The sequence below is a fragment of the Staphylococcus sp. Mo2-1 genome (genome assembly GCF_046721385.1).
GTDB lineage: Bacteria > Bacillota > Bacilli > Staphylococcales > Staphylococcaceae > Staphylococcus > Staphylococcus equorum_A.
In genome coordinates this window covers 1,520,219-1,541,941 of sequence record NZ_JBEUUK010000001.1, presented here as the reverse complement: position 1 = coordinate 1,541,941, position 21,723 = coordinate 1,520,219, and the positions used below count along the sequence as shown (strand labels likewise).

Below are 21,723 nucleotides of genomic sequence, written 5' to 3'. Positions count from 1 at the left end.
AAAGAAAGCCCAAAGCAATATTGATGTTAATCGATTACTTTGGACAGAGTTAAATTATTATAAAATAGGTGATAAGAGTCTTGCAATGCCTTCTTTAAATTTAATCCACAAACTTCTCTGCTCATAACGCTCTTTTGTTAGTCGATAGGATAAGGCTAAATCTTTTTCAAAAGTGGCTTTAAGTTCTTTCGTTATGAAAGTGTCATAAATAAAAGCATTAATTTCAAAGTTTAAAGTAAAGCTTCGGTGATCCATGTTTGTAGTACCCACACTTGCAACTTCGTCATCGATAAGCAGTATTTTTGAATGTAAAAATCCATTATCATAATGGAAAATATTCGCACCTGCATCTAAAAGTGATGCTACGTTATTATAGGTAGCCCAATATACAAACGGATGGTCAGGTTTATTAGGAATCATGATATTCACCTCGACGCCACCTAAAGCTGCGATTTTTATCGCGTCTAAGAATGATTGATCTGGAATAAAATAAGGAGATTGAATATGAATAGATTGTTTAGCAGAAGTAATCATTTTCAAATAACCATATTTGATTTGTTCCCACTCTTCATCTGGCCCACTAGATGCGATTTGGACACCTATTGTACCTCCAGAATCCACATCAGGAAAATAACGTTCAGCATATTTCAAATTATCACGTGTTGATTGAACGTTCCAATCGAGCATAAAACGTAATTGAAGTGCGTTAACAGCATCGCCAACGATGCGCAAATGTGTATCTCTCCAGTAACCAAATTTTTTCTTTAATCCTAAATATTCATCACCAACATTAAAACCGCCGATGTAGCCAATATGTCCATCAATGATTACTAACTTTCGGTGATTTCGATTGTTCATTCTTAAATTGATTAATGGCAATTTAGAAGGAAAAAAGGCTTCAACTTTGCCACCTTTTTTTCGAAATGATTTAAAATCTTTAAGTGATAAACTACGCGAGCCCATGTCATCATAAAGCATCTTCACTTCTAACCCTTGTTCAAGTTTTTGCTCGAGCGCTGTTAAAATTCGTTTACCTAAGTCATCATTTCTAAAGATATAGTATTGGATATGGATATAATCTTTTGCCTCATTTATATCTTTAATAAGTGCATCAAACTTTTCTTTACCGTCTGTAAAGATATCAATATCATTGTCTGTTGTTAAAAAGGCGACATTATTGTATAACAACATTTGAACCATATCTTTAAATTTAACAATTTGATGATTACCTTTTGAAAATTCATCGTTCTTTAAGGCTTCTAATTGTTCATTAACAATCATTTCAATACCTATTTTATCTTCTTCATCTAAAGTGAAGATACGGTTGCGCTGAATTTGTCGCCCAAACAATAGATAGATGATAAAGCCTAATATAGGTATGAAAACTAACACTAACAGCCACGCCCACACGGCGCCCGCCGAACGTCGTTCCATAAAAATAATTGTGAAGGCAAAGATAAGGTTTAATATAAATGCGCCAAGAAAAATGATGTTAAGAATAACGTTTGTATTGTTAAACGTTAAAGAAAATATATCTATCATATTAAACCTCCAAAATGCGTTTCAGTTATTTAAAGTACTATAAAAGTCTTAATTATTGTAACATGAATATAAGGTTTTATCATTTGACTAATACCGCATAGGGGTATAACATATAATTGAAATTATTAGGAGGCGTGTAATATATGGCGGAAATACAAAAAGCGCATCACTCAGAACAAATTAAATCTAATTTAAAATCAAGATTAAATCGTATAGAAGGCCAAGTGAGAGCGATTAATCGCATGGTAGATGAAGATGTTTATTGTGATGACGTACTCACACAAATTAGAGCTACTCGTTCTGCTTTAAATAGTGTTGCTACTAAATTACTAGACCATCATATGAAAAGTTGTATTATGGATAAAGTAGAGCAAGGACAACAAGAGGAAGCTATGGAAGAACTATTGGTTACATTTCAGAAATTAATGAAGGATTAGGCAAGGTGAACGTAGTGGAAACAAAAGTGATTTATATTTCTGGTATAGAAAATGAAACACAGCAAAAACATATCAAACAGCGGCTTATGCAATTACACGGTGTAGACCAAGTTAATATCGAAATCAAGAGCAATAATGGCAAAATTTTCATTGATTTTGAAACCCCCGCAAGTTTAAATAATCTAGAAAAAGAAGTTTATGATTTAGGATATGAAATTTTATATTAAACTGAAATGCTGAAAACAGATTATAGTTTCACTTTAAGTGGTGTTTGTTATTTTTAAAAACTTATTTTACAAAGAAAAACTATTTTTACGATGTAATTATACAATAAAATTGACTAAATATTTGATTATAATAAAAAAATTTTGAATATAATGTAGTATTTAGTAATTAAATAGGGTAAGATATAGTAGAAGCAAGTAATTTAGGGGTGATGATATGAGTAAAGATAACGAAAAGATTCAAAATGTAGTTAAACTATTATCATCATTAGGGGTAAACATAAAGAAAACAAAATCAAGATTAGAAGTTATGCAGACTTTGCCGACAACTGTGAAAGCCGCTAACGAATTGAAATAGTAAAGTTACCCAACTAAGCGATTGGAGCAGTGTGTTCTAGTCGTTTTTTGTTATACAGAAAAGCTGTTTTATTAAATAATTGGTATAAAAAAAGAACTGTTATGATCATTGAGATGATTGTAACAGTTCTTTTTGTTGGAAGTAGAAATTAAAATGTAATCATTCTTTATTTTGTTTTTTGAATGTCAGGTGAGTACTGTTTCGGTTGATGATAAGAAATGGATAATAACACACCAACACCACACATTAAACTCCATAAGGAACTACCACCGTAACTTATAAATGGTAATGGAATACCAGTAATAGGTAATAACTGTATTGTCATACCTATATTTTGTAATACGTGGAATAGAATAAGTGCCGTGTAACCAATAATAAATAACTTGCTGAATGGTAATTCTATTTTAGTCGCAAGTCTAACTAAGTGGAACATAAATCCTAAGAACACTAGAATTAAAACGACTGAGCCAATGAAGCCAAACTCTTCTCCAATAACAGAGAAAATGAAATCAGTATGATTCTCAGGTATATATACTTCACCTTGATTGAAGCCTTTACCAAACAGTTGACCAGATCCAATGGCTTTAAGTGATTCTGTTAAATGATAGCCGTCGCCACTGCTATAAGTATAAGGATCTAGCCATGAACTAATACGTCCGAGTTGATAGGTCTTAATGCCCAAACTATTCTCAATAAGCGAGGGCTTGAAAATAATAGATAAGATGATACTTGAAGCTAAGACGAATACTGCAATAAACAATGGTGCAATTATTTTCCATGTGATACCACTTACTATAATTACACCAACAATAATGGCACATATAACAAGCGTTGTACCTAAGTCATTTTGTAGTAGAATTAGCCCCATAGGGATAACAGAAATACCAAAAATTTTCAGTAGTAATTTAAAATCTGTCTCCAATGATTTATTGAAAGTGAATTGATTATGCTTTGAAATTAGTTTAGCAAGCGCCAATATCAACACTATTTTCATAAATTCTGAAGGCTGTACACTGATTGGACCTAGTTTATACCAACTTTTCGCACCATTTATAATAGGTGTGAACGGTGTTTCTGGAATAATGATTAATATAAATAAGGTCGCACAAAGAAGAAAGTACAATAAATATGTATATTTCATTAGTTTCTTAGGTGAAATTAACATGATTAAAAATGCTATGAATCCACCAAAGACATAATACAGAATTTGTCTAATGCTAAAGTTGGCGCTATATTGGCCACCACCCATAGCTGAATTGATTATTGTTACACTAATAATTGCTAACAATACGAGGAAGCCTACTAAAGTCCAGTCGACCCGCCGTATCCAATGGTTGTTTTTTAATTGACGTGAAGTACTCATTTCTTACTCCTTTGAAAAGCTTAGTTTTCTTTAACTTTGTAATATATATAGATTTTACCGAACTTTTATGTATATTGCTAGAAGTAGGGTGCTAAATTGAAAAATTATAATAAGATAACCGTATATTGATAAGTTAAAGTTATTACTTTTAATCCATTGTAAAGTGCCATATACTAAATTGAAAAATAAAAAGTTTTTATACTACTAAACAAATGCAAAAAAATATTGAATCGTGATATGATGTAGTTTAAGAATTGTATATGGAGGCTAAAGTATGGCTAAAGAAAATGTATGTATCGTATACGGAGGAAAAAGTGCGGAACACGATGTTTCAATATTAACAGCACAAAATGTCTTGAACGCGATTGATAAAGATCAATATCAAATAGACATCATTTACATAACAAATGAAGGTGACTGGAAAAAGAAAGAAAATATCGTAGACACTATAAATGAAATAGACACTTTACGTTTAACAGATGTTGCTCGCAGGTGAAATCTCTCAACTACTTAGTATTGGTAGCACAGGGAACGCCTATAGTGCAGTTTTCCCAGTATTACATGGACCGAATGGTGAAGATGGTACAATTCAAGGTTTATTTGAAGTATTAGATATACCATATGTAGGAAACGGTGTTTTAGCTGCCTCAAGCTCGATGGATAAACTTGTTATGAAACAATTATTCGCGCATAGAGGATTGCCTCAACTACCTTATGTGAGCTTTTTAAGAAGTGAATATCATAAATATGAAAATAACATTTTGAAACTTGTACATGACAAGTTAGAATATCCAGTATTTGTAAAACCAGCAAACTTAGGTTCTAGTGTTGGTATTAGTAAATGTAATAACGAAGAAGAATTGAAAGTTGGTATTGAAGAAGCATTCCAATTTGATCGTAAATTAGTAATTGAACAAGGTATTGATGCGAGAGAAATAGAAGTAGCTGTACTTGGTAATGATTATCCTGAAACGACTGCGCCAGGTGAAGTGATTAAAGATGTAGCATTCTATGATTATAAAGCGAAGTATAAAGATGGAAAAATAAAATTAGATATTCCTGCTGATTTAGATGAAGAAGTGCAAACAACATTAAGAAATATGGCTGTCGAAGCATTTAAAGCAACAGATTGTTCTGGTTTGTTACGAGCTGATTTCTTTGTCACTGAAGACAATCAAATTTTTATTAATGAAACAAATGCAATGCCAGGCTTTACTGCTTATAGTATGTACCCAAGACTTTGGGAAAATATGGGCGTAACATATGCGGAATTAATTGAAAGATTAATTGAATTAGCGAAAGAAAAACATGAAGATAAGAAACAAAATAAATACAAAATTGACTGAGGCGAATGAATAATGATTGAAGTAACTTTAGAACAAATCCAAGACTGGATTCCATGTGACATTGATAATGAATATTTAGATCATACGATTAAAGGTGTTTCTATTGATTCACGTGTAATCAACAATCAAAATTTATTCATCCCATTTAAAGGTGAAAATGTAGATGGACACAAATACGTCGCACAAGCATTGAAGGATGGCGCGGGTGCAGTATTTCATCAAAAAGACGTAACATTAGATGAAAATATAAACGGTCCAGTGATATGGGTAGAGCACACACTCAAAGCATTACAACAATTAGCTAAAGCTTATTTAGAATTTGTTGGGCCACAAGTCATTGCAGTGACAGGTTCAAATGGTAAGACCACGACCAAAGACATGATTGAAAGTGTTTTAAAGCCACAGTTTAAAGTTAAAAAAACACAAGGCAATTATAACAACGAAATTGGGTTACCATTAACAATATTAGAATTAGATCAAGATACTGAGATTTCAATTTTAGAAATGGGGATGTCAGGTTTTAATGAAATTGAGCTATTGTCAAAATTAGCGGAACCTAATATAGCGGTAATTACTAACATTGGTGAATCACATATGCAAGATTTAGGTTCTAGAGAGGGTATTGCCCAAGCTAAAGCTGAAATTACAATAGGATTAAGAAAGAATGGTGTCTTTATTTATGATGGTGATGAACCATTATTAGAATCTCACGTTGCGAAAATAGAAGATGCAGATATAGTAAGTATTGGTAAAGACAAAGACAACACACTCGTTTGTCAGATTGAAGATATTGAAAACGCAGGTATCGCATTTAATATTAACGGAGAAGAGAGATTCGAATTACCAATATTAGGTGAACATAATATGAAGAACGCAACAATCGCAATTGCTGTTGGTAAAAGATTAGGCTTAAGTTATGACACAATATTTAACAACTTACGTAAAGTAGAACTTACTGGTATGAGAATGGAACAACATTATACCAGTGACAATAGATTAGTCATTAATGATGCATATAACGCGAGCCCTACAAGTATGAAAGCGACGATTGATACCCTTTCAGCTATGAAAGGGAGAAAAATCATCGTACTTGGAGATGTGTTAGAGTTAGGTCCTGATAGTCAGATGATGCATGAAAATGTAGGTCGATATTTAGAAGATAAAAATATCGATGCATTATTTACTTTTGGTCAAGCCTCAAAATATATTAGTAACGCGGCCAAAGCTTATGTAACGTATGCAGAGCATTACGACGATAAGCAGGCTTTGATAACAACTTTACAAGCTTATGTTCAACCTGATGATAAAATTTTAGTCAAAGGTTCTAGAGGAATGAAATTAGAAGAGGTTGTCGAAGCTTTAATTTAAACATTAACCAAAAACGAGCAGTTAGAATTCGATTAGAAATCTAACTGCTCGTTTTTATTTTGCTAAAACGGGAAAACTTATATAAGACAACAATTATAAATGTAACTCATATACTCTTGTTGAAAAAACGATGTTTCAAAAAGAACTTAGAGTTAAGCTTAACAACGATACCAATGCATTGTTCAGTTAAAGAAGATTTAAAATTTAAGTTAAATAAGGGGTGAATAAGCCATATCTTACAAGTAAAATATTCTGACAATTAACAGAATAAATAAATTAATAAATTTTTTTAAGAGAGTATAAAGTAAGTTTATGAAAGAAAGTTAAACGCTTACAACCTATATATTTCGGTATTTTTGCTGTTTTAAAAGATTTTAAAACTAGTAAAGTTATTGCATTTAATCAAATTTGGTTTATTGCGATTATATACTTGAGGTGGTACTATTAAGAAGTTGAATAAACTTAAGTGAACATATATGTATATAAATACAGATAAATAAAGGAGAATTATATTGCAAAAATTTAAAGAATTAGGGCTCTCAGATAAGATGGCAGAAACCCTAGCATCAATGGGGTTCGATGACGCCACTCCTATACAAAAAGAGAGTATCCCTCTTGCCTTAGAAGGCAAAGACGTTCTTGGTCAAGCGCAAACAGGTACAGGTAAAACTGGCGCGTTTGGTATTCCACTAGTTGAAAAAGTGACAGGCCAAGAAGGCGTACAATCATTAATCCTTGCACCAACAAGAGAATTAGCTATGCAAGTAGCTGAATCAATCAGAGAATTTGCTAAAGGTCTAAACGTACAAGTTGTTACTGTATTTGGTGGTATGCCGATCGACCGTCAAATCAAATCGCTTAAAAAAGGACCGCAAATCGTTGTAGGTACGCCAGGTCGAGTGATTGATCACCTTAACCGTCGTACATTAAAAACTAATGACATCCATACGCTTATATTAGATGAAGCGGATGAAATGATGAACATGGGCTTCATCGATGATATGAAATTTATCATGGATAAAATTCCAGCTTCACAACGTCAAACAATGCTATTTTCAGCTACAATGCCAAAAGCTATTCAAACATTAGTTCAACAATTCATGAAAACACCAGTAATTGTTAAAACAATGAATAATGAAATGTCTAATCCACAAATCGAAGAATACTATACAATCGTAAAAGAATTAGAAAAATTCGATACATTTACGAATCTATTAGATGTACACCAACCAGAATTAGCTATTGTATTCGGCCGTACAAAACGTCGTGTAGATGAATTAACAAGCGCGTTAATCTCTAAAGGTTACAAAGCTGAAGGTTTACATGGTGACATTACTCAAGCGAAACGTTTGGAAGTATTGAAGAAATTCAAAAATGATCAATTAGATATCTTAGTTGCGACAGATGTTGCAGCACGAGGACTAGATATTTCAAACGTAAGCCATGTTTATAACTTTGATATTCCTCAAGATACTGAAAGCTATACACACAGAATCGGCCGTACTGGTCGTGCTTGGTAAAAAAGGTGTAGCAATCACATTTGTGAACCCAATTGAAATGGATTATATCCGTCAAATTGAACAAGCAAATAAGAGACAAATGACTGCAATGAGACCACCTCATCGTAAAGAAGTGCTTAAAGCACGTGAAAACGATATTAAAGGTAAAGTTGAAAAGTGGATGTCTAGAGAAAATGAACCAAGATTACAACGTATTGCTTCAGAATTAATTGAAGAATATAGTGATGTTGATTTAGTTGCTTCATTATTACAAGAATTGGTTGAATCAAATGACGAAGTTGATGTTCAATTAACATTTGAAAAACCATTATCTCGTGGTAAAGGCGGTCGTCAAGGTCGCGGACCAAAACGTGGCGGTCAAGGCAACAATAAACGTGGCAACAAATTTGATAATAAAAATCGTCGTTCAAAAGGCGGATTCAACAATAATAAGAAGAACGAAAAATCTTCTGACAGAAACAATAACAACAAGAAATCAATGAAAGGTCGCACGTTCGCCGACCACCAAAAATAAAAAATAATTTATCATATATGAAATTTAGGTTTAATCATTCCACTTACGTGGGATGATTTTTTTGCATTTTTTAAGAAAAGCGTCATAAAAGCTATGATGAACAATAAATATTAAGCGCAATATATTTAAAACAAGAATAGTTATTTATACGTTTTAAATGGATAATGAAATGACTATAAAAGCTATGTTATAATAAATTGAAATCTTAATTAAGGAGTGTGTATATGACTAACGACCAACTATTTAACAGAAGTCCTAAACAAGCTATGAAGTATTACTACATAATCGAAGGACTGGAATTTATTGTTAGTTTGATCGTTTCGGTTATTTTAATATTTTTATGGAGTCACTTTAATTGGTGGCATTTCATTATATATTTAATCGTTGCTTTTATAGCGTTTAACTTTGTGCGTTTATTGATCAGACCCTGGATTAAGTTTAAATATACATTTTATAGAATTAAAGAAAATTATATAGAAGTAAAATACGATTTCTTCTTTAAATCTAAAAAGATAGTGAAATTAGAACGCACACAGCTTATTGAAAGACAGAACAACCCAATTTTAAAAAAAATGAGACTTTCTAAAACTACATTAATTACTGCTTGGTCACAGGGTTAGTTTTCCGCTGATGTATACAGATGATGCGAAATCATTTGAATTACTAACTCTCAACTACTTGAGAGGAGCTGATTTTGATGTATAATCCTCAAAAATTACATCCTATTTCTTATTTAACGGGTGTTATTGAAGCTATAAAGCAAAATATCTTTTTGATTATTATTTTTTTAGTCTTTAATATTCAGGATTTTGATTTTACAAATATAACTTCATACATATTCCCGGCTATCGTTTTTGCCTTCTTTTTATTTTCATTTGTAGCACAAGTATTAAAAGTTTATAACACGACATATTGGATTGAAAATGATCATTTTATTTTAGCAACTGGTATCTTTACTAAAGAAAGAAAAGAACTTAACATACGTCGTATACAAACATTAGATACATCACAAGGCATTATAAATCAAATCGTAGGTGGCGTGAAATTACAAATCAAAACACCGAGTGATGGTATTGATTTGGACACTGTTTCTAAAAAACAAAGTGAATTAATACAACTTACAATTAAAGCAAAACAGCAAGAATTAACTAGTCAAAATGAAGAACTGGATTTAACTAGAATTCCTGAACAAGAGGACAATGAAGATATTTCGAAGCAACAATCGCAACCTGTGCGCTTATATAAACTTAATTTTAAAGAATTATTGTTTATGGCATTAACGAGTGGGGCGATAGGCGTGGCGTTTGCGGCAATTTCACCGATAATTGGTGCCTTTTCAGAAGTAATACCATGGGAATGGATCACTGGTGAATTTGCGCGGATTTCTCAAGCAATTTTTGTGATTGTGTTAATAATGGTTGCGACTATTGTTGTCGCAAGTTATATATTGGGTACATTGATTGTAATTATAAAAAACTATAATTACACTGTGACACAAAATGATAATCAATTAAATATCCGATATGGTTTATTTAATGTTAAAAGCATCACAGTGCCAACTGATAGAGTCCAAGCTGTAGTCGAAAAACAATCTTTCTTAAGAAAACTATTCGGTTTTACGTCTATACATTTTGTGATTACGAGCGATATGAATGGTAATGATAAAGACGATATTTCATTAGATGGAAATGTTATGATCTTACCTTTTATTAAACGTAAAAAAGCATTCGAAATCATTAAATCACTTATTCCTAGTATGGCGTTTGAAAATGCGGAACAGGGCATGCCTTGGAGAGGTTTCCATAGGTATTTTTGGCAAGAAACAGTCATATTGCTAGTGATTGCAACTATCGTTAATCATTTCTGGTCACCATGGTCATTTGTTATCGCGGCAGTTATTATTTTACTGCTAATTATCCATAGCCTTATAGTTATTAAATCATCTGGATTAAAAGTACGAAATGATGAACTTGTAGTACGTAATGTAACTACATTTGGATTCAAAAACACGTATTTCAAGCATGGAAAAATACTAGGTATGGAAATTAAACGAAATCCATTTTTAATTAATAGTGATTTAGGTCATTTTAATTTTATCATTGCAAAAGCTGCGGGAAATGAAGCTGTGGGTTTGAAATTTAATAATTACAAAGAAGTTGAAACACTTCAAAATTGGTATTTGAGAGGTGAGCATCATGAATGAATATAATTATATGGATAGATCTGGAAAAACAGTCATGCGCCTCTCGGCATATATCATGACGACGATATTTGTATTAATTTTAGCAGCGATATATATTGTTAATACAATGTGGTTGGAATGGCTTAATTCCAATACGATGATATGGGTCTTAATTATTGGTGTGATTATTATCGTAATTCAATTGCTGCTGGGTGCTATTTTAATTCCAATGTACCAATATCAAATCTTTAGATACAAACTAGATGAAAATGAAATCATTGTAAGAAATGGTTTGTGGTTTGTTTCAGTAATCAAAATTCCGTTATTCAGAATTCAAAATGTCGATACACACGAAGGTATTTTAATGCGCAAATATAAATTAGCAAGTTTAACGTTGTCGACAGCAGGTGGAAATACTGAGATTAAACTTATCGACAAAGATATAGCGGCTACATTAAAGTACAAAATAAAGAATGTTAATAAAACAATTGAAGTAACAGAAAATGAAGCTTCAGATATTGAGTATTCTAAAGATAATAGTGATTTAAAATAAATTACAGGCTTTATATGATTGGGGGAGACTTATGATACACGGTATAGGTGTAGATTTAATAGAGATAACAAGAATAAAAAAACTTTATAGCAGACAAGATAAATTGCTAGAACGTATATTAACTATCAATGAACTACAAAAGTTTAATTGTTTCAAAAATGAACAACGTAAAATGGAATTTCTTGCGGGTAGATTTGCTTGTAAAGAGGCTTTTAGTAAAGCACTAGGTACGGGTCTAGGTAAAACAGTAGCATTTAATGATATTGACTGTTTTAACGATGAAAATGGTAAGCCTTGTATTACCTATGAAGGCTTTAAAGTGCATGTAAGTATTACACATACGGAACATTATGCTATGAGCCAAGTTATTTTAGAAGTTTAATTTATTGAATTTTTTCTATATTCCAGTATGTTTAATTTGGTTATCCTATCATCATTGTTATAAAATTGATTTATTGTAGAAAACTAGCGAAAGCTATTTATTGAAATAGGAGGTACATACTTAATGTCTGATAAGTATTATAGATCGACGTACTTGAATGTAGATTTAAATGCTATTGTTTCAAATTTTCAAGTATTTCAAACATTACACCCAAATAAAACAGTTATGCCGGTAGTTAAGGCGAATGGTTATGGTCTTGGTAGCATTAAAATAGCACGTCAATTAATGGAAAATGGAGCTGAGTTTTTCGCAGTTGCAACACTGGATGAAGCAATTGAACTTCGTATGCATGGAATCAATGCAAAAATACTTGTACTTGGAGTTATTCCAACATATAACATAAACAAAGCAATTCAACATCGTGTAGCAATTACGGTGCCATCTAAAGCATGGCTCGCTGAAGCTATTGAAGAAATTCCAACTGATAATAAAAAAGATTTATGGCTTCATGCTAAATTAGATACTGGCATGGGCAGGTTAGGAATAAAAAATGTAGATGAGTACAAAGAAGTCATTGAATTAATTCAATCACATGAGCATTTAGTTTTTGAGGGCGTGTTTACACATTTTGCATGTGCTGATGAGCCGGGTGATTCGATGAATAAACAACAAGCATATTTTGAAGAAATTGTTGAACAGGTAGAAAAGCCTAATTACATACATTCTCAAAATTCTGCAGGTGCATTGATGAAAGACAGTCAGTTTTGTAATACAGTCAGAATAGGCATATCATTATATGGTTATTATCCTTCAGAGTACGTTAAATCAAATGTGAAGGTACACTTAAAACCAAGTGCACAATGGATTAGTGAAGTCGTGCAAACTAAAGTATTACAAACTGGAGAATCTGTGAGCTATGGAAGTATATATACAGCGAAAGAACCTACAAAAATCGGAATTATCCCAGTAGGTTATGCAGATGGTTATCCGAGAATGATGACAGGATTTAGTGTAAACGTGAATGGACACCAATGCGAAGTAATTGGAAAAGTATGTATGGATCAAACAATAATTAAAATTCCTGAAGAAGTTAATGCAGGTGATAAAGTCATTTTAATGGATCACCATAGTGACAGTCCACAATCAGCAGAAGCTATGGGGCGACAGCAACAGACTATTAATTATGAAGTATTGTGTAGACTAAATAGAAGGCTTCCTCGAATTTATCATGGGACGCAAGACCTAGAAATTCGCAATGAATTACTAAAATAGTATAGTCACTTAATGTAAAATTTGTTATTATGAGTCTAACAACGAATCTCAATATATTCTATTTTAGTAACATGGAGGTCTTTATTCATGGCAAGTTTTAATCAAAGCAGAAACCATAGTATTGAACAACTATTAAAAGAAGGCTATTCTCAAATGGCCGATTTAAATCTCTCCCTTGCGAGCAGAAGCATTTCCATTTGAATGTGAAGCTTGTGATTGCAATGAAGTTTACCTCAGCTCTAAGAATAACAATGAATGATGAGAAGAGGAGACGTTTATTTAGCTGATTTATCACCAGTTCAAGGGTCTGAACAAGGGGGAATAAGACCTGTCGTTATCATACAGAATGATACTGGAAATAAATATAGTCCTACCGTAATTGTAGCCGCAATTACTGGTAGGATTAATAAAGCTAAAATACCTACACATGTAGAAATAGAAAAAAGTAAGTATAAGCTTGATAAAGATTCTGTAATACTGCTTGAGCAGATTAGAACTTTAGATAAAAATAGGCTGAAAGAAAAATTAACATACCTTTCTGAAAGTAAAATGAAAGAAGTTAATGTTGCTATTGATATAAGCTTAGGATTACATAATGTTAGAAATAGTAAATCCTGATTTTCAAAGGTTTAAAAAACAGTTAATAAAATAGTGAATTATATATCGATTCCCTATAACATGTAATTACCACTTAATTAGCAATATTATTGTTATTGGAAAATTAAGGATTTTAGTTTTGTGGTTTAATACCTTTGAGTGGGATGTTTTAAGTTGAAAAGCTTTAGGTTATCCTAAAGCTTTTTTAGGTATTTGGAGCGAGTTTATCATTTATAGCAAGTAACACATACAAACACGTAAAAAATTTGAATAAGCGCGTTCATTATAAAAGATATTTTTACTTACATACATAGTACATTTAAACATGTTATAACCGATGTATGCGGTTTATATTTGTATTTTTAGGAGGAATTACTATATGGAAGAATTCAAAAATCAATATAAAGCGCTAATTGACGAAAGTTTGCACACTATAGATGCTACTGATTTTATGAAAAAGTGTGAAAGCTTTACAGATGAAGTGATAAAAAGAGATTTATTACCAGAAGATATAGTTGAAGTTCATAGAGATTATGTCAGAGTGCTAAATTTAAATGAAACTCAAATTTTAGAAACTTTTAATGTGCTTAAAGAAGTAGTCAGAGGGTTTGGGTATAGTTATAGAGATTATCAACAATTAGTAAATCGTCTACAATATCACGATAAAGAGATTGATTTAGCCTCTCGTTTGCGACAAACAATGCTTAAAACGGATATTCCTCAATTTGATAGCATACAAATCGGTGTTATATCAGTAGCAGCGCAAAAAGTAAGTGGTGACTATTTTAACTTAATAGACCATAAAGATGGCACGATGAGTTTCGCAGTGGCAGACGTTATAGGTAAAGGTATACCAGTCTGCACTTGCAATGAGTATGATAAAATTTGGCATGGACTCTTATGGTCATTCTCAACTTCCGAGTGATGGCTTAAAGCGCCTCAACCGAGTAGTAGAGAAAAACGTCAATCAGAATATGTTTGTAACGATGTTTTATGGACTATATGAAGAGTTAAATCATTTATTATATTGTAGCTCTGCTCGGGCACGAACCAGGATATGTATATAGAGCAGAAACTGAAGAATTTGAAGAAATCAGCGTTAGAGGTAGAGTGTTAGGTGTCAGCGAGCAAACGAGATATAAGCAACAAGAAATCCCAGTATTTTTAGATGACCTAGTTATTATATTTACAGATGGAGTCACAGAAGTTAGAAATGAAGCGGGCGATTTCTTAGATAAAAACCATCTTTTAACGATGATTCACAAGTATAAGCACATGCATCCACAAGATATCGTTCAACTTTTATATGAAGCGATTTTGAAAATACAAAACCCTGACAAGAGAGATGATTTAACGATTCTAATTATAAAAAGAGTTAATTAGTTTTATCATAGTTAAGGTTAAGTTATTTGATTTAAGGGTATGGAAGTTATTATGAGACTATAATTAGGAGTGTAATGTTATGAATCTTAATATCGAAACGGTAACACATGATACTCATTACGAGGTTAAAGTTGGCGGAGAACTAGACGTTTATACTGTTCCAGAACTAGAAGAAGTTTTAGTGCCGATGAGACAAGAAGGAACTCATGATTTACATGTAAATTTAGAAAACGTGAGTTACATGGATTCAACGGGATTAGGCGTATTTGTTGGTACACTAAAAGCGTTAAACCAACATGATAAAGAATTATATATATTAGGTGTTTCAGATCGAATAAGTCGACTATTTGATATAACAGGATTAAAAGATTTGATGCATGTTAATGAAGGAACGGAGGTCGAATAACATGCAACTTAAACAAGATTATATAGAAATGCGTTTACCAGCATCTGCAGAATACGTGAGTTTAATACGTTTAACACTGTCAGGCGTTTTTTCACGTGCGGGCGCTTCATATGACGACATAGAAGATGCGAAGATTGCAGTGAGCGAAGCAGTAACGAATGCAGTAAAACATGCATATAAAGACAACCCAGAAGATGTGGGTATGATTAATCTATGCTTTGAAATTTTCGATGATAAAATCAAGATTGTAATTTCAGATCAAGGTGAAAGTTTTGATTATGAAGAGACAAAAGCACAATTAGGGCCATATAAAGAAAACGAAAACATAGATTTCCTAAGAGAAGGCGGTCTTGGTCTGTTTTTAATTGAATCTTTAATGGATGAAGTTACAGTCGATAAACAATCAGGCGTAACAATCAGTATGATAAAGTATATTAAAAAAGAGCAGGTGCGAAATAATGGCGAAAGAGTCGAAATCAGTTAATGATGTATCACCTGAACAAATTAACCAATGGATAACGCAAGCATCAAAATGACGAAAACAAAGATGCTCAAGATAAACTCGTAAGACATTATAGAAAGTTAATCGAATCATTGGCATATAAATATTCAAAAGGTCAATCTCATCATGAAGACCTCGTTCAGGTTGGTATGGTTGGTTTGATTGGTGCAATAAACCGATTTGACTTATCCTTTGATAGAAAGTTTGAAGCCTTTTTAGTACCAACGGTCATTGGTGAGATTAAGCGTTATTTACGTGATAAAACATGGAGCGTCCATGTACCAAGAAGAATCAAAGAGATTGGACCTCGTATTAAAAAAGTAACTGATGAATTAACAAATGAGTTAGAACGTTCTCCTTCTATTGCAGAAATAGCGGATCGACTTGAAGTAAATGAAGAAGATGTGTTAGAAGCAATGGAAATGGGTCAAAGTTATAACGCATTAAGTGTTGACCATTCGATTGAAGCAGACAAAGATGGTTCTACAGTTACTTTATTAGATATTATGGGTCAGCAAGATGACAATTATGATTTAACTGAAAAACGTATGATATTGGAAAGAATTTTACCAATATTAAATGAAAGAGAAAGACAAATTATTCAATGTACATTTATTGAAGGTTTAAGCCAAAAAGAAACTGGAGAAAGAATTGGTTTAAGCCAAATGCATGTTTCAAGATTGCAAAGAACAGCAATCAAGAAATTGCAAGAAGCCGCTAATCAATGATTGAATAAAATATAAGGCGGCGTTCCTATAAATTAGGGAGCTGTCTTATTTTAATTTATATACGAGTTGCTATCACTTTAATAAAGCATGACGTTTTGAACAGTGGTTACTATTAAATATGTTAAAATGTTAAAGAAAGTAAAATAAAAAGAGAAATAAATGAGCGGAGGATTCTATGGATAGTAATCTAATACAATCTATAAGAGAGAAATACAATTTCACAACAAAACAAATTAATTCAGTGTTATCACTCCTAGAGGATAAAAACACGGTACCTTTTATAGCTCGCTATAGAAAAGAGCAAACAGGTGGATTAGATGAAGTAGAAATTAAACAAATAGATGATGAATATCAATATATGGTTAACCTTCAAAAAAGAAAAGAAGAAGTTATACATAATGTAGAAGAACAAGGTTTATTAACAGCAGACTTAAAAAGTGATATTTTAAAACAAACAAAACTCCAACGTGTTGAAGATTTATATAGACCATTCAAACAAAAAAAGAAAACGAGAGCTACGGAAGCTAAGAGAAAAGGCTTAGAACCATTTGCAAAATGGCTGAAACAATCTAACTTAGACACAACAATCGAAAATAAAGCGCAACAATTTTTAAACGAAGAAGTAGAAACTATTGAAGCCGCTGTAAAAGGTGCGCAAGATATTATTGCAGAATTAGTTTCGGATGCGCCTAAATATAGAACTAAAATTCTTAAAGATACATTTCAACATGGCAATATCATTACACAAAAGAAAAAGAATGCTGAAGACGAAAAAGAAACATTTTCTATGTATTATGATTACAGCGAACCAGTGAAAAAAATTGCTAATCATAGAGTCTTAGCTGTGAACCGTGGAGAAAAAGAAAAAGTATTATCAGTAAAATTAGAAATGGATACACAAGGCATTGAAAACTTCATTCGCAAAAATGAAATAACTACAAATCATGAAGGTAATTATATAATTGAAGATGCCATTAAAGATAGTTTGAAAAGATTAATAATGCCTTCTATCGAAAGAGAAATAAGAGGGGACTTAACAGAAAAAGCTGAAAACCATGCTATCGATGTCTTTAGTGAAAATTTAAGAAATTTATTGTTACAACCACCAATGAAAGGTAAACAAATACTTGGGGTGGATCCAGCATTTAGAACAGGGTGCAAACTTGCAGTTATTAACCCGTTCGGTACATTTGTTGCAAAAGGCGTGATGTATCCGCACCCTCCAATTAATAAAAAAGCAGATGCTGAAAAAATATTCGTTAAATTTGTTAAAGATTATGACGTAGAACTTATCGCAATAGGCAATGGGACAGCTAGTCGTGAAACTGAACAATTTGTAGCATCTATGATCCAAGAACATCATTTGAAGGTGCAATTTATTATTGTGAATGAAGCGGGCGCATCAGTATATTCTGCATCAGAAGTCGCTAGAACAGAATTCCCGGATTTCCAAGTTGAAGAACGTAGTGCAGTTTCAATTGGTAGAAGAGTGCAAGATCCATTGAGTGAACTTGTTAAAATCGATCCTAAATCAATAGGTGTAGGTCAATATCAGCATGATGTTAATCAAAAAGCACTTGAAGCGGCGTTAACATTTGTGGTTGAAACAGCAGTGAACCAAGTAGGTGTGGATGTTAATACAGCTTCACGCTCACTACTCCAATATGTTTCTGGTTTATCACCAACGATTGCACAAAACATAATCAACTATCGTGAAGAAAACGGAGCAATCAAACATAACAAAGATATTGCAAAAGTTAAGCGTTTAGGTGCTAAAACATTTGAACAAAGTATCGGTTTTTTAAGAATTGTCGATGGTAGTGAACCATTAGATAATACTTCAATTCACCCTGAAAGCTACAGAGCAACGTATCAATTATTAAATGAAATCAATATGAAAGCTGAAGATCTTGGCACAGAAAATTTAAAATCAGCATTAAATCACTTAAGTATAGAGGAAATGGCTGAAAAATTGAATATAGGTCAACCAACATTAGAAGATATTATAAAATCGTTGATTGCCCCAAATAGAGATCCGCGTGATGAATTTGAAACACCTATTCTAAAATCAGACGTTTTATCAATCGAAGATTTATCAAAAAATATGAAGCTAAGCGGTACAGTTAGAAACGTTGTAGACTTTGGTGCCTTTGTAGACATTGGAGTCAAACAAGATGGGCTTGTACATGTTTCAAAACTATCTAAGAAGTTTGTGAAGAATCCAATGGATATTGTTAGTGTTGGAGATATTGTAGATGTTTGGATACTTGATATCGATGATAAAAAAGGTAAGGTATCATTAACTATGATTGATCCACATGGATAATGAAACGCTCCAAAGGTTAACAGAGACGATATCTGAATCATACTTTAAGCGTTCATTTAAACATAAAGCTTATTTTAATAAACGCTTAAAAACAACTGGCGGTCGCTACTTATTAAAATCTCATAATATTGAAGTTAATGATAAGCAGTACACTAAATTTGGTGAAAAAGCAGTTGAAGATATTATTAAGCATGAATTGTGTCATTATCATTTACATATACTAGGAAAGGGATACCAAGCATAAGGATAAGGACTTTAAAGCGTTGAGTAAGTTAACAGGCGCTCCAAGATTTTGTTCAGCTGTAGAAAAATATGAAGATCGTGCGAAGTATATGTATAAATGTAATACATGCGGTGCCCAATTTCCGAGAATAAGAAAAGTAAACACGAAAAAAATGATGTGTGGACATTGTAAAGGTAAATTGATTGAACATGATATAGTGCAATAATAGGAGTTATTATAAAAGGGCGAGCTAAAACGATTGATTTTAGCTCGTTTTTTTATTTTGAAGTAAAATATAAGTAGAATTTAAGTGAAAAAGACTTATTCAGGTGATTTTTAATGTGTATTTTAACATCAATAGTTAAATCCAACTTATAACTAGATCATTTTACTCATTTTTGTTTGTTTTTTCTGTTGACGATGAGTCGATTATATTATAAGATAATAAACGTTGCGAAATTAATAGGTAATTGAGTTAAGTAAGTATTAACTTTATTAAATTAACTTTAAAAACGTGTTGACAAGACATTAAAAGTATATTACAATATATAATGTTAACTTAACAAACAAACCGTTTTGCGAGCGGCCGTGGCGGAACGGCAGACGCGCTAGGTTGAGGGCCTAGTGGGAGAAATCCCGTGGAGGTTCAAATCCTCTTGGCCGCACCAAAAATATTACATATTATTAATATGCGGGTGTAGTTTAATGGTAAAACCTCAGCCTTCCAAGCTGATGTTGTGGGTTCGATTCCCATCACCCGCTCCAATAGAAACATTAATGAACATTGAAAACTGAATTGCAATATGTCAACGTTAATTCCGAACGCAACATTAAATTGTTGGTTCAAACGTGTTAGAGATAACACACAAATTAGTATTTTATGAGCTAATCAAACATCATAATTCATTTATGGAGAGTTTGATCCTGGCTCAGGATGAACGCCGGCGGCGTGCCTAATACATGCAAGTCGAGCGAACGGATAAGGAGCTTGCTCCTTTGAAGTTAGCGGCGGACGGGTGAGTAACACGTGGGTAACCTACCTATAAGACTGGAATAACTTCGGGAAACCGGAGCTAATGCCGGATAACATTTGGAACCGCATGGTTCTAAAGTAAAAGATGGTTTTGCTATCACTTATAGATGGACCCGCGCCGTATTAGCTAGTTGGTAAGGTAACGGCTTACCAAGGCAACGATACGTAGCCGACCTGAGAGGGTGATCGGCCACACTGGAACTGAGACACGGTCCAGACTCCTACGGGAGGCAGCAGTAGGGAATCTTCCGCAATGGACGAAAGTCTGACGGAGCAACGCCGCGTGAGTGATGAAGGTTTTCGGATCGTAAAACTCTGTTATTAGGGAAGAACAAATGTGTAAGTAACTGTGCACATCTTGACGGTACCTAATCAGAAAGCCACGGCTAACTACGTGCCAGCAGCCGCGGTAATACGTAGGTGGCAAGCGTTATCCGGAATTATTGGGCGTAAAGCGCGCGTAGGCGGTTTCTTAAGTCTGATGTGAAAGCCCACGGCTCAACCGTGGAGGGTCATTGGAAACTGGGAAACTTGAGTACAGAAGAGGAAAGTGGAATTCCATGTGTAGCGGTGAAATGCGCAGAGATATGGAGGAACACCAGTGGCGAAGGCGACTTTCTGGTCTGTAACTGACGCTGATGTGCGAAAGCGTGGGGATCAAACAGGATTAGATACCCTGGTAGTCCACGCCGTAAACGATGAGTGCTAAGTGTTAGGGGGTTTCCGCCCCTTAGTGCTGCGGCTAACGCATTAAGCACTCCGCCTGGGGAGTACGACCGCAAGGTTGAAACTCAAAGGAATTGACGGGGACCCGCACAAGCGGTGGAGCATGTGGTTTAATTCGAAGCAACGCGAAGAACCTTACCAAATCTTGACATCCTTTGAAAACTCTAGAGATAGAGCCTTCCCCTTCGGGGGACAAAGTGACAGGTGGTGCATGGTTGTCGTCAGCTCGTGTCGTGAGATGTTGGGTTAAGTCCCGCAACGAGCGCAACCCTTAAACTTAGTTGCCAGCATTTAGTTGGGCACTCTAGGTTGACTGCCGGTGACAAACCGGAGGAAGGTGGGGATGACGTCAAATCATCATGCCCCTTATGATTTGGGCTACACACGTGCTACAATGGACAATACAAAGGGCAGCTAAACCGCGAGGTCATGCAAATCCCATAAAGTTGTTCTCAGTTCGGATTGTAGTCTGCAACTCGACTACATGAAGCTGGAATCGCTAGTAATCGTAGATCAGCATGCTACGGTGAATACGTTCCCGGGTCTTGTACACACCGCCCGTCACACCACGAGAGTTTGTAACACCCGAAGCCGGTGGAGTAACCATTTATGGAGCTAGCCGTCGAAGGTGGGACAAATGATTGGGGTGAAGTCGTAACAAGGTAGCCGTATCGGAAGGTGCGGCTGGATCACCTCCTTTCTAAGGATATATTCGGAACATCTTCCTTGAGAAGATGA

General features: G+C 33.7%; 15 protein-coding genes, 2 tRNA genes, 1 rRNA gene and 6 pseudogenes. 22 read left to right on the top strand and 2 right to left on the bottom strand.

All coding sequences use genetic code 11. The features are described 5' to 3' along the window. Positions 1-57: 57 nt before the first annotated feature. The gene (gene cls, locus ABLV95_RS07855; RefSeq protein WP_460875297.1) at positions 58-1,542 is read right to left on the bottom strand and encodes a cardiolipin synthase; all 1,485 of its coding nucleotides are present in this window, start codon (positions 1,540-1,542) and stop codon (positions 58-60) included. A 143-nt stretch (positions 1,543-1,685) separates the two neighbouring features. Here cls and csoR point away from each other — a divergent pair, with 143 nt between their 5' ends. The 3 genes from csoR to ABLV95_RS07840 all read left to right on the top strand — a co-directional run bounded on the left by csoR (position 1,686) and on the right by ABLV95_RS07840 (position 2,561). Beyond that, on the top strand, positions 1,686-1,979 hold the full coding sequence (gene csoR / locus ABLV95_RS07850; RefSeq protein ID WP_069817693.1) for a copper-sensing transcriptional repressor CsoR: 294 nt from the start codon (positions 1,686-1,688) through the stop codon (positions 1,977-1,979). Between the two features lie 5 nt (positions 1,980-1,984). Beyond that, positions 1,985-2,206, top strand: coding sequence for a putative copper chaperone CsoZ (gene csoZ, locus ABLV95_RS07845; protein ID WP_427706861.1), 222 nt, complete (start codon positions 1,985-1,987; stop codon positions 2,204-2,206). Between the two features lie 214 nt (positions 2,207-2,420). After that, positions 2,421-2,561 (top strand): Lmo0850 family protein, encoded by a 141-nt coding sequence (locus ABLV95_RS07840; protein ID WP_002507098.1) that lies wholly within the window; start codon positions 2,421-2,423, stop codon positions 2,559-2,561. A 166-nt stretch (positions 2,562-2,727) separates the two neighbouring features. Here the strand turns inward: ABLV95_RS07840 and ABLV95_RS07835 are convergent, their stop codons facing one another. Further along, positions 2,728-3,924 (bottom strand): FtsW/RodA/SpoVE family cell cycle protein, encoded by a 1,197-nt coding sequence (locus ABLV95_RS07835; RefSeq protein ID WP_460872800.1) that lies wholly within the window; start codon positions 3,922-3,924, stop codon positions 2,728-2,730. Between the two features lie 274 nt (positions 3,925-4,198). Here ABLV95_RS07835 and ABLV95_RS07830 point away from each other — a divergent pair. From ABLV95_RS07830 to ABLV95_RS07740, 19 genes and pseudogenes are all read left to right on the top strand, one after another. Then, positions 4,199-5,270: pseudogene (locus ABLV95_RS07830) on the top strand (D-alanine--D-alanine ligase). Between the two features lie 12 nt (positions 5,271-5,282). After that, complete coding sequence (locus ABLV95_RS07825) at positions 5,283-6,638, top strand: UDP-N-acetylmuramoyl-tripeptide--D-alanyl-D-alanine ligase (protein WP_460875294.1); 1,356 nt, start codon at positions 5,283-5,285, stop codon at positions 6,636-6,638. Positions 6,639-7,150: 512 nt separating this feature from the next. Next, positions 7,151-8,672 (top strand): annotated as a pseudogene (gene cshA / locus ABLV95_RS07820) (degradosome RNA helicase CshA). Between the two features lie 224 nt (positions 8,673-8,896). Next, a complete protein-coding gene (locus tag ABLV95_RS07815; protein WP_460875292.1) occupies positions 8,897-9,292 on the top strand; it encodes a PH domain-containing protein in 396 nt (131 codons plus the stop codon). A gap of 77 nt (positions 9,293-9,369) precedes the next feature. Further along, positions 9,370-10,875 (top strand): PH domain-containing protein, encoded by a 1,506-nt coding sequence (locus ABLV95_RS07810; protein ID WP_427706867.1) that lies wholly within the window; start codon positions 9,370-9,372, stop codon positions 10,873-10,875. Further along, a complete protein-coding gene (locus ABLV95_RS07805; protein WP_069817699.1) occupies positions 10,868-11,407 on the top strand; it encodes a PH domain-containing protein in 540 nt (179 codons plus the stop codon). Before ABLV95_RS07810 ends, ABLV95_RS07805 begins: the two co-directional genes overlap by 8 nt. 31 nt (positions 11,408-11,438) lie before the next feature. Then, entirely contained in the window at positions 11,439-11,789 is a 351-nt protein-coding gene (gene acpS / locus ABLV95_RS07800) for a holo-ACP synthase (protein ID WP_069817700.1), read from the top strand. A 123-nt stretch (positions 11,790-11,912) separates the two neighbouring features. Then, the gene (gene alr / locus ABLV95_RS07795; protein ID WP_427706869.1) at positions 11,913-13,061 is read left to right on the top strand and encodes an alanine racemase; all 1,149 of its coding nucleotides are present in this window, start codon (positions 11,913-11,915) and stop codon (positions 13,059-13,061) included. 87 nt (positions 13,062-13,148) lie between these two features. Continuing rightward, positions 13,149-13,320 (top strand): annotated as a pseudogene (mazE, locus tag ABLV95_RS07790) (type II toxin-antitoxin system antitoxin MazE). After that, the gene (locus ABLV95_RS07785) at positions 13,317-13,679 is read left to right on the top strand and encodes a type II toxin-antitoxin system PemK/MazF family toxin (RefSeq protein WP_002511418.1); all 363 of its coding nucleotides are present in this window, start codon (positions 13,317-13,319) and stop codon (positions 13,677-13,679) included. The pseudogene mazE and the gene ABLV95_RS07785 overlap by 4 nt, the downstream one beginning before the upstream one ends. 358 nt (positions 13,680-14,037) lie before the next feature. Next, positions 14,038-15,041: pseudogene (locus tag ABLV95_RS07780) on the top strand (SpoIIE family protein phosphatase). Positions 15,042-15,120: 79 nt separating this feature from the next. Then, entirely contained in the window at positions 15,121-15,447 is a 327-nt protein-coding gene (locus ABLV95_RS07775) for an anti-sigma factor antagonist (RefSeq protein ID WP_002511417.1), read from the top strand. Position 15,448: 1 nt separating this feature from the next. Then, positions 15,449-15,931, top strand: a complete 483-nt coding sequence (gene rsbW / locus ABLV95_RS07770; RefSeq protein ID WP_046466108.1) for an anti-sigma B factor RsbW — start codon at positions 15,449-15,451, stop codon at positions 15,929-15,931. Continuing rightward, positions 15,906-16,677: pseudogene (gene sigB / locus ABLV95_RS07765) on the top strand (RNA polymerase sigma factor SigB). The gene rsbW and the pseudogene sigB overlap by 26 nt, the downstream one beginning before the upstream one ends. A 175-nt stretch (positions 16,678-16,852) precedes the next feature. Next, entirely contained in the window at positions 16,853-19,003 is a 2,151-nt protein-coding gene (locus tag ABLV95_RS07760; RefSeq protein ID WP_427706871.1) for a Tex family protein, read from the top strand. Then, a pseudogene (locus tag ABLV95_RS07755) lies at positions 18,996-19,452 on the top strand (SprT family protein). The gene ABLV95_RS07760 and the pseudogene ABLV95_RS07755 overlap by 8 nt, the downstream one beginning before the upstream one ends. Positions 19,453-19,808: 356 nt before the next feature. Beyond that, positions 19,809-19,894, top strand: a tRNA-Leu gene (locus tag ABLV95_RS07750). 23 nt (positions 19,895-19,917) lie between these two features. Continuing rightward, positions 19,918-19,991: transfer RNA gene (locus ABLV95_RS07745), tRNA-Gly, on the top strand. 141 nt (positions 19,992-20,132) lie between these two features. Continuing rightward, positions 20,133-21,685 (top strand): 16S ribosomal RNA (locus tag ABLV95_RS07740). The last annotated feature ends 38 nt before the right edge of the window (positions 21,686-21,723 follow it).

What these genes read in the sequence shown, in the direction of transcription:
- ABLV95_RS07805 (WP_069817699.1), top strand. Translation starts at nt 10,868, where the DNA reads ATGAATGAATATAATTATATGGATAGATCTGGAAAAACAGTCATGCGC.
- alr (WP_427706869.1), top strand. Translation starts at nt 11,913, where the DNA reads ATGTCTGATAAGTATTATAGATCGACGTACTTGAATGTAGATTTAAAT.
- ABLV95_RS07815 (WP_460875292.1), top strand. Translation starts at nt 8,897, where the DNA reads ATGACTAACGACCAACTATTTAACAGAAGTCCTAAACAAGCTATGAAG.
- ABLV95_RS07810 (WP_427706867.1), top strand. Translation starts at nt 9,370, where the DNA reads ATGTATAATCCTCAAAAATTACATCCTATTTCTTATTTAACGGGTGTT.
- ABLV95_RS07785 (WP_002511418.1), top strand. Translation starts at nt 13,317, where the DNA reads ATGATGAGAAGAGGAGACGTTTATTTAGCTGATTTATCACCAGTTCAA.
- csoR (WP_069817693.1), top strand. Translation starts at nt 1,686, where the DNA reads ATGGCGGAAATACAAAAAGCGCATCACTCAGAACAAATTAAATCTAAT.
- acpS (WP_069817700.1), top strand. Translation starts at nt 11,439, where the DNA reads ATGATACACGGTATAGGTGTAGATTTAATAGAGATAACAAGAATAAAA.
- ABLV95_RS07835 (WP_460872800.1), bottom strand. Translation starts at nt 3,924, where the DNA reads ATGAGTACTTCACGTCAATTAAAAAACAACCATTGGATACGGCGGGTC.
- ABLV95_RS07760 (WP_427706871.1), top strand. Translation starts at nt 16,853, where the DNA reads ATGGATAGTAATCTAATACAATCTATAAGAGAGAAATACAATTTCACA.
- rsbW (WP_046466108.1), top strand. Translation starts at nt 15,449, where the DNA reads ATGCAACTTAAACAAGATTATATAGAAATGCGTTTACCAGCATCTGCA.
- cls (WP_460875297.1), bottom strand. Translation starts at nt 1,542, where the DNA reads ATGATAGATATATTTTCTTTAACGTTTAACAATACAAACGTTATTCTT.
- ABLV95_RS07825 (WP_460875294.1), top strand. Translation starts at nt 5,283, where the DNA reads ATGATTGAAGTAACTTTAGAACAAATCCAAGACTGGATTCCATGTGAC.
- ABLV95_RS07840 (WP_002507098.1), top strand. Translation starts at nt 2,421, where the DNA reads ATGAGTAAAGATAACGAAAAGATTCAAAATGTAGTTAAACTATTATCA.
- ABLV95_RS07775 (WP_002511417.1), top strand. Translation starts at nt 15,121, where the DNA reads ATGAATCTTAATATCGAAACGGTAACACATGATACTCATTACGAGGTT.